The following is a 13,016-nucleotide window of genomic DNA, read 5'->3' as shown; positions in this document are numbered from 1 at the left end:
ATGTCGCGTGTCCGCGTGGCTTGAGACGGCGGGAACGGGAACAGGGGCAGTGCCGCGGCAACCCGGTGGACTCGATCGTGCAATCGCAGGACGACGACATGTGGCGAATGCTGGGGCGTCCGTAGCCACCGCCCTGGCCGGTCGCGGACACACACGCCCATACCGGAAAGTGCTTGACCTCGGCGTGGCGAGTCCGCGTTAGCGTGGCAGCGTTCGGCTGCCGGAACATGCGATGACCCTCGACCTCCTCCTTGTCGAAGACGATGCCGATTACGCTGCGGCGCTGGCCGCCGAACTGCGCGACATCGGCCATCGCGTTGACATCGCAGGCGATGGCCGGGCGGCGATCGCGGCGATGAACGCACGCGCGTTCGACGCGGTGGTCCTCGACCGGATGATGCCGCGGCTCGACGGCATGTCGGTGCTGCAGAAGCTGCGCGACGGCGGCATGACGCTGCCGATCGTGATGCTGACCGCATTGGGTGCGTCGCAGGACAAGGTCGAGGGGCTGGAGGCGGGGGCGGACGATTACGTCGTCAAGCCGGTCGCGGCGATCGAGCTGCATGCGCGCCTGCATGCGGTGCTGCGCGGCCGGCAATGGAGCGGTGGCGCGGGCGCCAGCGGCGACACGCTGCGCGCCGGTGACATCGTGGTCAGCCCGACGACGTTTCGCGCCTGGCGCGATGGCGTGCCGCTCGACCTCGCCAAACTGGAGCTCAAGCTGCTGGTCGAACTGGTGCGCAACGTCGATGCGGTGCTGACCCGCGCGATGCTGATCGAGCGGGTGTGGGGCTATGACTTCATGCCCGACACCAATATCGTCGATGTCCACATCCGGCGGCTGCGCCTGAAGCTGGGCGAGAGCGGCGGCGAGGACCGGATCCGCACCGTGCGCGGCATCGGCTATATGCTGCGGGGATGAAGCCTGGCCTGCGCGCGCTGACCGTCGGGTTCCTGGCGGCGTTTCTGATCGCGACGGCGGGGACGGGGATTGCCCTCCATATGGTGACGCTCGGCACGATCGCGCGGCTGGTCGACCGGCGGATCGAGAATGTCAGCGCGATCGTGGGCCGCGACCCGCGCGCGACGGTGGTGCTCGCGCGGATCGCCGCTTTGTCGCAACGGCGCGATACCGGCGACATCGGTTTTCTGCTCGCCGATGCACACGGGCGACGGCTGGGTGGCAACATCGACGTGCGCCGGCGGTTCGCGCCGGGCTATGCCGAGGTGCGCAGCCGCGACCGGATCGCCGGCCTGTCGGCGGGACGCGCCTATACACGGCGGATCGGCGGCGACCTGACGCTGACGACGATCGCCGAAACCGAGCCGTTCGACGGTTATCGCGCGGCCCGGCTGCGCATCTATCTGTTCGGGTTCGGATCGATCGTGCTGATCGTGCTCGGCGGGCTGGTCGTTTTTGCCGTGACGATCGCGCGGCGCTTTGCCGAGACGCGGTGCACGGTCGATGCGATCGTCGCGGGCGACATGCGGCGGCGCGTGCCGGTGATCGGGACCGACGACGAATTCGACCGGCACGCCATCGCCTTCAACCGGATGCTGGATCAGATTGCGGGATTGATGGACGGGCTGCGCAACGTGTCCAACGACGTCGCGCACGACCTGCGGACGCCGCTGGCGCGGTTGCGCGCGCGGTTGGCGGCGATCGCGACGCGTAGCGATGATGCGGACATCGCTGCGGCGATCGAGGATTGCGACCGCATCCTGGCGATGTTCGCCGCCATGCTGCGCATCGCCGAGGTCGAGGCGGGGCTGCGGGTCGCGGGGTTCGTGCCGTTCGACCTGGCGGTGGTGGCGAGCGACGTGTGCGAGGCGCTGGCCCCGGTGGCGGAGGACGGTGACCGCACGCTGCGCTGGCGGCTTGGCAACCCGCTGCCGATGCGGGGCGATCCCCGGCTGGTCGAACAGATGCTGGTCAACGCGATCGAGAACGCACTGCGCCACACGCCGCCGGGAACGACGATATGGGTCGAGGGCATGGCCACCGGCGACCGTGCGGTGCTGGCCGTCCGCGACGATGGTCCCGGTATTCCGGCGGATCAGCACGCGCTGGTCCTGCGCCGCTTCGGACGGCTGGAGGCGAGCCGCAACCGGCCGGGCCACGGGCTGGGCCTGCCGCTGGTCGCCGCGATCGTGCGGTTGCACGGCGGCACGCTGGCGCTGGAGGATGGCGAGCCCGGGCTGACGCTCAGGCTCGCCTTTCCGGCTTAGGGGCTGTTCGAAAACGTGCCGAGGCACGTTTTGCGACTAGAACTTGACCGATGCTTCCAGGCCATAGGTGCGCGGCGCGTTGAAATTGCCGTAATCGCCCAGCACGTTGTTGATGTTGCCCGCCGTCGCGGTGGCGGACGTCGGCGCCGCGGGCAGGCTGTTGGAGGGATCGCGGCGGAAGATATATTGGGTGTCGAACAGATTGCGGACCCAGGCCGAGATGGTGAGCTGGTTCGAGCCGCCGACCTTGATGTTCGACAGCGCGACGCGGCCGTTGACGATGAACGAGGCATCGTTGTGGGTCGCGAACTGGTCGAACGCCTGCGTCGATTGCGCGTAATTGCCGTCCAGATGGAACTTCAGGTCCATGTCGTTCAGCGGCATCACATAGTCGATGGCGCCATTGGCGGCATTGCGCGGCGTGAACACGATGAAGAAGTCCTGCAGGACCCCCGTCGAGGTGATGAGCACCGGCGGGATCTTCGTATAGGTATAGGCATAGCCCGCAGTCAGCGTCAGGCCGGTGACCGGCTGCACGGTCAGGTCCGCCTCGATCCCGCGGATCTTGGTGATGCCGGGGGCATTGATCGTCACCAGGTTGTTGAAGTTGCCGGTCGCGGTCGGCTGGATCGAGCTGATATCGACCTGGCTGTTCTTGCGATCCATGATGTATCCGGCAAGGTTCAGGCGGGCGCGATGATCCCAGAAATCGGACTTCATGCCGATTTCGTACGACTTCACGTCCTCGGGGTTGAACGGCAGGTAGTTGGCGGTACGCGAACTGGCCCCGCCGGCGCGATAGCCGGTGGCATATTTCGCGTAGACGTGGACGTTGTCGCTGGCATCATAGGCCAGCGTCGCCATCGGGTTGAAGCGCTTCCACGTCCGGTCGAGCGGCGTATAGCCATTGGTCGCGGCGGCGGCGGTGTTGATGTCGTAATTGATGTTGCGCGAAAAGTGTAGGACGCCGCGCTTGTGGTCGCGGGTATAGCGGCCACCCAGCGTCAGGTGGATCGCGTCGGTCGCGTTCCACGTCGCCTGGCCGTAACCGGCATAGCTCTTCGACCAGACTTCCGAGGCGCGATCGATCGACCGGCAGCCGGGCTGCGAACCCGCGGGGCTCGTCGTCCCGCCGACCGGCAGGCCGCCGACGATCGTGAAGCCGGTGGTGACGGTGGCGCAGGGATCGACGATGCTGATGACGCCGGTCGTCGCATTGTAGAAATTGGAGTTCGGCGTCGCCGCGTCGTCGCTGACGTGTTCGTTGAAATAATACAGGCCGGCGACGTAATCGATCTGGCCGACGGTGCCGACCGCCTGGAATTCCTGGCTGAACTGGTTCTGGTGCAGGTCGGCGAGCGAATAGCGGCTGAACAGGGTGCCGTTGGCCAGCTGGCCGTTGACGACGACGTTGGTGGGATTCAGCACCGGTACGCGATGCGCGCCGCCGCTATTGTCCCACTGCGTCGAATTGACGCCGCGCCATGCGCTGATCAAGCGCAGCTCGATCTCGGGCGAGACGTTCCAGCGGATGTTGGAGGTGAAGCCGTGCGTCTTGTCGATGCTGGGCTGCTGCGGCACGCCGATGTCGGTCGTCTTCTGGCGGCTGGTGCCGTTGACGATCGTACCGGGGATCAGCGATTTCACCGTGCCGGTCAGCGTGGTGTAATTGGTGCCGGGCAGGAAGCACCTGGGCTGCGCGGCCTGCGTGCCGGCGACGCAGCCGTTCGGGTTGTAGTTCAGCAGCTGGCTGTAGAAGGGCGTGTTCGCGTCATAGCCATTGTCGTAGCTGAAGTCGGCGGTCATGCCATCGACCGGCTTGATCCGCGCCGTCGCCTTGAAGCCGCGGCGATCGAAATAGTTGAAGCCCGACTGGCCGGCGAGCGTATTCTTGGTCGTCGGCCCCTGATACTGGACGACGCCGTCCAGCTTCAGGCTGACGCCATAGGTTTCCGGCAGGTCGAGGCGCAGCGCACCGTTGTAGCCGCCGTAATTGGCGATGCCGGCGGTGACGCTGCCGTCGAACTTGCCGGTCGGCGCCCTGGTGACGAGGCTGAGTGCGCCGCCTTCGGTGTTGCGGCCGAACAGCGTGCCCTGCGGACCTTTGAGCACCTCGATCCGCTCGATATCGAACAGCGCGGCGTTGAGGCCGTGCTGGCGGCCGAGGTAGACGCCGTCGATGTAGATGCCGACGCCCTGTTCGCGCGCGGGCTGGTTGGCGTCGAGCGGCACGATACCGCGGATGCCGATCGTCAGCGCGCTCTGCCGCGCCTCGAACGTCGCGACGCGCAGGCTGGGCACCGCGCCGTCGGCAAGGTCGTACAGGCTCTGTACGTGGCGATCCTGCAGCGCGGTCGCGGTCAGGACGTTGATCGCGATCGGCGTTTTCTGGAGGTTGGTTTCGCGCTTGGTGGCGGTGACGACGATGTCGCTCAGCTGCCCGCCGTCCGTCGTGGGGTCGTCGCTGGCGATCTGCGACGGCGCGGCCACGGGCTGGGCCTGCGCCAGGACCGGCGCCGGTGCGAGCGCCATGCCGGTGACGCCGGCGAGCAGCAGCGACTTGATGTACGAAGAGCGAGACACGGAAACTTCCCCCTGAATTGGACTCCAGGGGCGCTAGGATAGAAAAAGGTAACGCCGGTGACCGATCGGTGACGCCGGCCGAGCGGTCATGTCATCCTGCGTTCATCCAGCCATGCGCCGTCCGGCGGGGGGAGGGGCGCATGTCGGCGGTGCCGGCCATACCCGGTCCCGGCCGCCCGCGGATCGTTCCGGACACACGGGCGAAAGGTACGCCGTGGGCGCCGTCGCCATTGTTTGGACGACCGCCTAGGCCTTGCGGGCCTGCTTCACCGCATGGTCCACCGCGCGGGCGGTGAGCGCCATGAAGGTGAGCGATGGATTGACGCAGGCGACCGACGCCATCTGCGCACCGTCGGTGACGTAGAGGTTGCTGGCCGCATGCGCCTGGCTCCATGCGTTGAGCACCGATATGCGCGGGTCGCGGCCCATGCGCGCGCCGCCCATTTCGTGGATTGCATCGCCCGGAACATGCTCGCCCGCATTGCTGGTGACGTTGGTGAGGCCGGCGCCGCGCAGCATCGCCTCGCCCTGCGTCCGCGCATCCGCCATCATCCGCAATTCGTTTTCGCGGAAGGTGACGTCGAAGCGCATCAGCGGCACCCCGAAGCGGTCGACCTTGGTCGGGTGCAGCGACACGCGATTGTCGGCATAGGGCAGGCATTCGCCGAACGCGCCCATCCCGAATTTCCATGGCCCGTATCGGCGCATGTCGTGCTTCATCTTCGCGCCGAAGCCGACGGGACCCATGGGATCGCGGAATGCGCTGCCCTGATAGCCATAGCCGCGCTTGAAGCCGAGGTCCCGTTCGCTGCCGCCGATGTTGCGGAAACGCGGGATGTACACGCCGCCGGGACGACGGCCGTATTCGATCAGGTCCTGCATGCCCGGAATCTCGCCGCTGATGCCGACGCGGAAGATATGGTCCATGACGTAACGACCGAGCGTGTTGCTCGTGTCGAAGTGGCTGCGGCCGCTGGCGGCATCACGCGAGTTCATCAGGATCTGGGTCGAGGCCATCGCGGATGCGCACAGGAAGACGAGGTCGGCGCGGACGGTTTCCGCCAGCCCGGTCTTGGCATCGACGAAGCGGACGCCGGTGACGCGCTTGCCGTCCGCGTCATAGTCGAGGTTGGTGACGACCGCGTCCGATCGCAGCGTCAGCCGGCCGGTGGCGCGGGCGGCGGGCAGAGTGACCGCCTGCGTCGAGAAATAGGCGCCGAACGAGCAGCCGTTGCTGCACTGGTTGCGGAACTGGCATTTGGTACGGTTCTGGTCCGGCTTGTCCTCGGTCATGTTGGACAGGCGGGTGTTGATGAGCTTGCGGCCGGGGAATTGCGTTTCCAGCCGCTGCTTCAGCCACTTCTCCGCCACGTTCATCGGCATCGGCGGCTGGAATTCGCTGTCGGGGAGATAGGGCAGGTTTTCGTGGGAGCCGGATACGCCGATGTAGTTCTCGACGTAGCTGTACCATGGCGCGACATCGTCATAACCGATGGGCCATTCGCCATCGATGCCGTCGCGTTTGTTCGCGGTGAAGTCCTCGGGCGCCCAGCGGAACGTCCAGCGGCCCCAGATCAGCGACTTGCCCCCGACCGCGCCGGGGCGGATCCAGTAGAACTTGCTGCCCTCGTCATAGGCATAGGGGTTGAGCCGGTCGTCGTTGTAGAAGGTGCGGTTGCTGGGCGCGACATAGCCGTGCGTGGCGATGAAATAGTCGCTGTCGATCAGCGGCCTGGGCATGATGTTGCGCGCCGGTACCTCATAGGCGGGCTTGCCGTCATAGGGGTAGCCTTCGGCGTGCTCGACCATGCGGCCACGGTCGAGCATCAGGACGCGCATGCCCTTTTCGGTCAGTTCCTTGGCGGCGAACCCGCCGCTGATGCCCGATCCGATGACGATCGCGTCGAACCTGTCGGTGGCAGCCATGGTGATCCCCTCCAAGGATGTCGTTAGGAGCGCAGCGCGCGAAGCGTCTGGAAGCTGGTGGTGACGTCGGGCAGATACGGCGCCGGCGCCTGATCGTTCTCGACATAGAAATGACGGACGCCGGCGGCACCCTTCAGCCGGAACAATCTGGCGAAATCGGTCTTGCCGGCACCCACCGCGGCCATGCTGCCGTCGGCGCGCGTATCCTTGACGTGGAAGGCGTAGAGGCGGCGACCGAGCCGGTCGATCAACGCCGCCGGATCGACCCCGGCATGCGCGACCCAGTAGAGGTCGAGTTCGACCTTCACCAGCGCAGGGTCGGTGCCCTTGAGGAACCGGTCGTACAGGCTGATGCCGCCGGGACGGCCGGTGAATTCGAAATCATGGTTGTGATAGGCGAAGCCGAGCCCGGCCTGTTTCAGCTGGCCGGCGATGCGGTTGAAATTGGGCAGCGCCGCCTCCCATGCCGCTTCGCTGCGATGCTCGTCGGTCATGTAGGGCAGCACGACGGTGTCGGCGCCCAGCGTCTTCGCCATCGCCAGCGATGCATCGAAATTGCCGAGCAGCGCGTCATAGCCGATGTGGACCGAGGGCGCCTTCAGCCCGAGCCGGTCCATCGTCCGGCGCAGCATCGCAGCGTCCATGGTGTCATAGCCACCGCCGCCGAATTCGACCTCGCGATAGCCGATGCGGGCGACCGCCTCCAGCGTCGCCACCGGATCCTTCTGGAACAGCTCGCGCACCGTATACAGCTGGAGGCCGATGGCGCCGAGCCGCGCCGCGGCGGCGGCACCGGACAGCGACAAAGCGGGCAGCGCGATGGCGCCCGCGATCAGATGCCTGCGATCAAGGATCATGCGCTATACACCTTGTTGACCTGAGAATACGGGAAGGCGCCGTTATATTCGCCCGGCACCGGCAGATATTCGCGTTCCTGCGTGATCCCGATCTCCGACGTGTAATAGCCGGTGATGACGAGCTGGCGGAAAGCGTTGAAGAACGGTCCGCCGCCGGGGATGGCGTCGTTCATCGCGAGGGTGAGCAGCGCGTCCTGCTGCGCCGGCGTCGCCTGCGCAGCCGCCACCGTGTAATCCTGGCGACTGCGGGCATCGAGCGCATCGAGGCCGGCGAGGATCGGTACGCGATCGTCGGGGCGCGACCAGTCGGCGAGCAGTTTCTCGATGAACGCCGGCACACCTGCCGCGATCGCGCCGGGCGTGTCGGTGGTGGGGATCACGCGTTCGCTGAGCGCGGTCACCAGCGCGCGCTGGGGCGCGGTGAACACCGCAGCGCTCGGCGGCCCTTCGCTGATGGTCGGCAGGGTGCCGGGAACGAGGCCCGCGGCACGGGCGATCGGGGCGAACAGGGTGGTGCCGAACAGCGCGGCGACACCGGCGAGTGCGGTCCTGCGGTCGATCATTGCGGCGCTCCGATTATCCTGTGGTCCGTCGTCGGACCGGTCGTGACGTGTGGCATCATGCCTGGTCGATCATGCGATAGGCGGCGATCAGGCGGTCTTCCCCGGCGCGGCCGGCGATCGAGTTGCCGTGTTCCATGCCGATCACCCCGGTATAGCGCTTGCGACGCAGCCATTTGACGATGTTGGCGAAATTGATCTCGCCCGTGCCCGGTTCGTTGCGGCCGGGATTGTCGCCGAACTGGATATAGCCGACCTCGTCCCAGCACATGTCGAGCGTGGGGATGATGTTTCCGGACTGGATCTGCTCGTGGTAGAGATCGGCGAGGATCTTCACCGCCGGGCTGTTGGCGCCGCGCGCCACCGCATACCCCTGCGCGATCGACTGCATGTAGACGCCGGGATGGTTGGTGCGGGTGTTGAGCGGTTCCATCACCATCGCGATGCCATGCGGTGCGACGATGTCGCCGGCGCGGCGCATCACGTCGATGACGCGCGCGGTCTGGATATCGTGCGGTACCTTGGCGTCCATGAAGCCGGTGACCACCGTCATCCGCGTCGCGTTCAGCCGCTTCGCGACGGGGATCGACGCGCGGATGTCGGCCAGGAACGCCTCTCGCTCGGCACCGTCGTTGGCGCCGAGCAGCGGGCGCGATTGCGACCATTTCGGCATGCTGGCGACGAACACGCCCATCGCCATGTTCCGCTGGCGCAGCGCCTTGGCCATCGCCTCCTGCTCGGCGACCGACCGGCCCGCGGCCTCGTTATCCTCCCACGCGGTGAAGCCCTGGTCGGCGGCGAAGGCGATCTGTTCCAGCCGGTCGCCACGGCTCGCGAAGCTGCCCTCGTGCGGGGCGAAGCCGAGCGAGAAACGCGCGGCGTTCGACCCGCGACCCTGCGCCGCGCCGACGCCGGAGGCGAGCGTCGCGGCAGCGCCGGCGGCGATCAGGGTGCGGCGGGACAGGGTCACTTCGCGCCTTCCGCCTTGAGATAGGCGATCAGCGCGGCGCGCTTCGCCGGATCGGGCGTGGCGATCGGCATGCGGGTGCCGGGCACCAGCTTGGCCGGACCGGCAAGATAGGTGTCGAGCGTCTTGTCGTCCCAGCGCAGCTTGCTGGCCTTCATCGCAGGCGAATAGTTGAAGCCCGGCACCGACGCGGCGGGCCGGCCGACGACGCCATACAGATTGGGGCCGATGCCGTTACGTCCGCCCTTGTTGACGGTGTGGCAGGCGCGGCAGGCGGCGAAGGCGGGTGGTGCGGCGGACGTCGCCGGCTGGGCCAGCGTGGGGGCGGCGACGGCGAGCAGCGCGGCGGCCGACGTCGTGCCGATGCCAAGGGCGATGAGCAGCTTCATACGGTGTCTCCCGAGGGGATAGGGGTCCATTTGACGTCGCCTGCGGCGTTGGCGACGATGGCTTCGATGAATGCCATCGTGCGCAGGCCGTCGACGACGCCGGGATACCGGGCGTCGTCGCCGCGGATCGTTGCCGCAAAGGCGCGATAGAGATTGGCGAACGCCTCGATATATCCTTCCGGATGGCCGGATGGCGTGCGCAGCAGGGCGAGCGTGGCGGGATCGAGACCGGGGCCGCCGGCACGGATCGTCTCCGTCGGGCGATCGAGCCAGCGGATGGTGAGCGTGTTCGGCTCCATCTGCGCCCATTCCAGACCGCCGCGGGTGCCGTGGATGCGCAGCTTGAGGCCGTTTTCCTCGCCTGCCGCGACCTGGCTCGCCTTGAGCAGGCCGCGCGCATCACCGTCGAAGCGCAGCAGTGCCGACACGTCGTCGTCGAGGCGGCGGCCGGGCACATGCGTGGCGAGATCGGCGGCGACGGATGCGACGCGCAGGCCGGACACGTGTTCGGCGAGGTGGAAGGCATGCGTGCCGATGTCGCCCAGGCAACCGCCGATGCCGGCCCTGGCGGGATCGGTACGCCATGCGGCCTGTTTGTTGCCCTGATCGTCGATCGGCAGGCTGAGCCAGCCTTGCAGATATTCAACCTGCACCAGCCGGATCGTGCCGAGGTCGCCGCGCGCGATGCGCAGCCGCGCCTCCTCGACCAGGGGATATCCGCTATAGGTGAAGGCGAGGGCGAAGCGGCGATCGCTCGCCTGCGCCGCGGCGGCGATGGCCCGCGCCTCGTCGATGCTGATGGCCATCGGCTTTTCGCAGAAAACGTGGAATCCCGCCTCCAGCGCGGCGATCGCCATGGGGGCGTGGAGGTGGTTGGGGGTGACGATGGCGAGCGCATCGATGCGCGCATCCTCAGGCAAGGCGCGTTCGCCGGCGATGAGCGCATCGAGCGAGGCGTAGGCGCGGGTCGGGTCGAGGCCGAGCGCCGCACCGCTGCGCCGGCTACGCCCGGCATCGGTGCTGAACGCGCCGGCGACCAGCCGCCAGTCGCCGTCCAGTGCCGCCGCCTTCTGGTGGATGGCGCCGATGAAGGCGCCCTCGCCACCGCCGGCCATGCCGAGCCGCAACGGATGCCGGATCGCGGTCATCGCTCGCCCTCGGGCAGGCCGAGGATCGCGCGGATCGAGGCGCGATCGATGCCGCTCGCGGCGAAATCATCGAAGGGGTGGTCGGTCAGCTGGATGATGTGATCCCGGATGAAGGGCGCGCCCTCTGCCGCGCCGTCCTCGCTGCGCTTGAGCGCGCACTCCCATTCCAGCACGGCCCAGCCGTCATAGCCATATTGCGCCAACTTACTGAAGATAGGCGTAAAATCAACATGGCCGTCGCCGAGGGAGCGGAAACGGCCGGCGCGGTCGACCCAATTCTGATAGCCGCCGTAGACGCCCGAACGGCCGGTCGGGTTGAATTCGGCGTCCTTGACGTGGAAGCAGGAAATCCGGTCGTGATAGCGATCGATGAAGTCGAGATAGTCGAGCTGTTGCAGCACGAAATGCGACGGATCGAACAGCAGGCGCGCACGGGGATGGCCGCCGACCGCGTCGAGGAAGCGTTCCCAGGTCGCGCCGTCGTGCACGTCCTCGCCCGCATGCACCTCGAACGCGCAATCGACGCCGGCATCGGCGAAGACGTCGAGGATCGGCAGCCAGCGACGGGCGAGTTCGGCGAACGCCTCTTCGACCAGCCCGGCCGGGCGTTGCGGCCAGGGATAGACATAGGGCCAGGCGAGCGCGCCCGAGAAGGTGGCGTGCGCCGTCAGGCCAAGGTTGGCGCTGGCGCGGGCGGCGAGCTTCACCTGTTCGACCGCCCACAACTGGCGTTCGGCGGGGCGGCCGTGCACCTCGGGCGGCGCGAAGCCGTCGAACAGCGCATCATAGGCGGGGTGGACCGCGACCAATTGCCCCTGCAGGTGGGTCGAGAGTTCGGTGATCGCGATGTCATGCCGGGCGAGCATGCCGACGAGATCGTCGCAATAGCTCTGGCTTTCGGCCGCCTGGCGCAGGTCGATCAGCCGCGGATCGCACGGGATCTGGACACCGACATAGCCGAGGCCCGAGGCCCAGCGCGCGAGGTTTTCCAGCGTGTCGAACGGCGGTGCATCGCCGAGGAACTGGGCCAGGAAGATGCCGGGACCGCGCATCCTGGGAACCGACGTCGCCGTCATGCCGCAACCTCTCGGGACTCGTTCTTGAAGGTGAACTGGAACAGCAGCGCGATGCAGGCGGCGGCGATGGCGGGATACCACCACATGGCATGCCAGTCGGCGATCGTCGGGTTCGCGGGCAATTGCGCGTAGAGCGCGGCGCCGATCTGCGATCCGAGCAGCATGCCGACGCCATAGGTGAACAGCGTCAGCATGCCCTGCGCCTGGGCATTCACCCCCCTGGGCGTCGCGATCGTGCCGGTGTAGATCGCGCCCGCGACGAAGAAGAAGTCGTAGCAGACGCCGTGCAGCGCGACGCCGAGGTACACCGCCCACAATCCGCCGCCGCCGTCACCGATCGCGAACAGCGCATAGCGCAGCGCCCAGGCGATCATGCCGACGAGCAGCAGCGGCTTCACCCCGAAGCGGCGGTACAGCCACGGCATCGAGAACATGAAGACGAGTTCGGACATCTGACCGATCGCCAGCGTGCCGCCGACATTCTCGATCCCCGCCGCGCCGACATAGGGAGAGGCATAAGCGTAATACATCGCCAGCGGGATCGAGATCAGCGTCGCGCACACGATGAAGACCAGGAACGAGCGCTGCCGCATCAGGCCGAACGCCTCGACGCACAGCACCTGGCGCAGCACGCTCTCGTCGCGGGGCGCGTCGGCGGCGACGTTGGGCAGGGTGAAGCTGTAGAGGCCGAGCGCCACCGAGACGACGGCGGCGACCTGGAAAATCGCGGGACTGGCGGACAGTCCGGCCCAGCCGATGATGAGGCCGGCGGCGATCCAGCCCAAGGTCCCGAACGCGCGGACGAAGGGGAAATTGTCCGTCCGCTCGCCGAAGCTCTTGAGCGCGATCGTGTTGGCGAGGCCGACGGTCGGCATGTAGAGGATCATGTAGCCGAGCAGCAGCCAGACGAAGGTGGCGCCATGTTCGGGCGTCACCAGCGCGGGCAGGGCGAACAGGATCGCGCCGCCGACGAGGTGCAGGATCACCATCAGCATGCGCGGCGCGACATAGCGGGCGGCGGCCATGCCGAGCAGGAACGATCCGACGATCGACGCGATCGGGCCGACCGAAAAGGCGTTGCCGATCAGGCTGCCGATACCGACCGTCTGCATGACGAGGCCGAGCGTGACGTTCCACGCCCCCCAGACGAAGAACTGCATGAACATGAGGGCGCTGAGCCGACCGGTCAGCCACCCGTCCGTCGGACGTTCGGCCGCGATTCCCGTATCTTGCGCCATGGCCATCGCCATCCCCTCCACCGCAGTTCACCTGCTTGATGAT

At 67.3% G+C, this 13,016-nt stretch carries 11 protein-coding genes; 2 read left to right on the top strand and 9 right to left on the bottom strand.

The genetic code is table 11. The annotated features are described in order from the left end of the window. Positions 1 to 232 precede the first annotated feature (232 nt). Entirely contained in the window at positions 233 to 922 is a 690-nt protein-coding gene (locus GTH33_RS02840; protein WP_163957007.1) for a response regulator transcription factor, read from the top strand. Then, positions 919 to 2,229: a HAMP domain-containing sensor histidine kinase gene (locus GTH33_RS02835; RefSeq protein ID WP_163957006.1), complete on the top strand. Its 1,311-nt coding sequence runs from the start codon at positions 919 to 921 to the stop codon at positions 2,227 to 2,229. The genes GTH33_RS02840 and GTH33_RS02835 overlap by 4 nt, the downstream gene beginning before the upstream one ends. Before the next feature lie 36 nt (positions 2,230 to 2,265). On the opposite strand, the gene GTH33_RS02830 is transcribed toward GTH33_RS02835, so the two are convergent. The 9 genes from GTH33_RS02830 to GTH33_RS02790 all read right to left on the bottom strand — a co-directional run bounded on the left by GTH33_RS02830 (position 2,266) and on the right by GTH33_RS02790 (position 12,979). Further along, on the bottom strand, positions 2,266 to 4,761 hold the full coding sequence (locus GTH33_RS02830) for a TonB-dependent receptor (protein ID WP_163959550.1): 2,496 nt from the start codon (positions 4,759 to 4,761) through the stop codon (positions 2,266 to 2,268). 297 nt (positions 4,762 to 5,058) lie between these two features. Further along, on the bottom strand, positions 5,059 to 6,738 hold the full coding sequence (locus tag GTH33_RS02825; protein ID WP_163957005.1) for a GMC oxidoreductase: 1,680 nt from the start codon (positions 6,736 to 6,738) through the stop codon (positions 5,059 to 5,061). Positions 6,739 to 6,761: 23 nt separating this feature from the next. Beyond that, complete coding sequence (locus tag GTH33_RS02820) at positions 6,762 to 7,595, bottom strand: sugar phosphate isomerase/epimerase family protein (RefSeq protein ID WP_163957004.1); 834 nt, start codon at positions 7,593 to 7,595, stop codon at positions 6,762 to 6,764. Then, positions 7,592 to 8,158 (bottom strand): gluconate 2-dehydrogenase subunit 3 family protein, encoded by a 567-nt coding sequence (locus GTH33_RS02815; RefSeq protein ID WP_163957003.1) that lies wholly within the window; start codon positions 8,156 to 8,158, stop codon positions 7,592 to 7,594. The genes GTH33_RS02820 and GTH33_RS02815 overlap by 4 nt, the downstream gene beginning before the upstream one ends. A 55-nt stretch (positions 8,159 to 8,213) precedes the next feature. Beyond that, the gene (locus GTH33_RS02810; protein WP_163957002.1) at positions 8,214 to 9,125 is read right to left on the bottom strand and encodes a hydroxypyruvate isomerase family protein; all 912 of its coding nucleotides are present in this window, start codon (positions 9,123 to 9,125) and stop codon (positions 8,214 to 8,216) included. Then, positions 9,122 to 9,511 carry a c-type cytochrome gene (locus tag GTH33_RS02805; protein WP_163957001.1) on the bottom strand — a complete coding sequence of 130 codons (390 nt, stop codon included), beginning with the start codon at positions 9,509 to 9,511 and terminating at the stop codon, positions 9,122 to 9,124. The genes GTH33_RS02810 and GTH33_RS02805 overlap by 4 nt, the downstream gene beginning before the upstream one ends. After that, positions 9,508 to 10,659, bottom strand: coding sequence for a Gfo/Idh/MocA family protein (locus tag GTH33_RS02800; RefSeq protein WP_163957000.1), 1,152 nt, complete (start codon positions 10,657 to 10,659; stop codon positions 9,508 to 9,510). Before GTH33_RS02800 ends, GTH33_RS02805 begins: the two co-directional genes overlap by 4 nt. Further along, positions 10,656 to 11,735, bottom strand: a complete 1,080-nt coding sequence (locus GTH33_RS02795) for a sugar phosphate isomerase/epimerase family protein (RefSeq protein ID WP_208403912.1) — start codon at positions 11,733 to 11,735, stop codon at positions 10,656 to 10,658. Before GTH33_RS02795 ends, GTH33_RS02800 begins: the two co-directional genes overlap by 4 nt. Next, a complete protein-coding gene (locus tag GTH33_RS02790; protein WP_243848175.1) occupies positions 11,732 to 12,979 on the bottom strand; it encodes an MFS transporter in 1,248 nt (415 codons plus the stop codon). The genes GTH33_RS02795 and GTH33_RS02790 overlap by 4 nt, the downstream gene beginning before the upstream one ends. Positions 12,980 to 13,016: the final 37 nt, after the last annotated feature.

Origin of the sequence: Sphingomonas insulae (assembly GCF_010450875.1) — a bacterium.
GTDB classification, from domain to species: Bacteria; Pseudomonadota; Alphaproteobacteria; order Sphingomonadales; family Sphingomonadaceae; genus Sphingomonas; species Sphingomonas insulae.
This window is presented reverse-complemented; position numbering and strand designations above follow the sequence as displayed.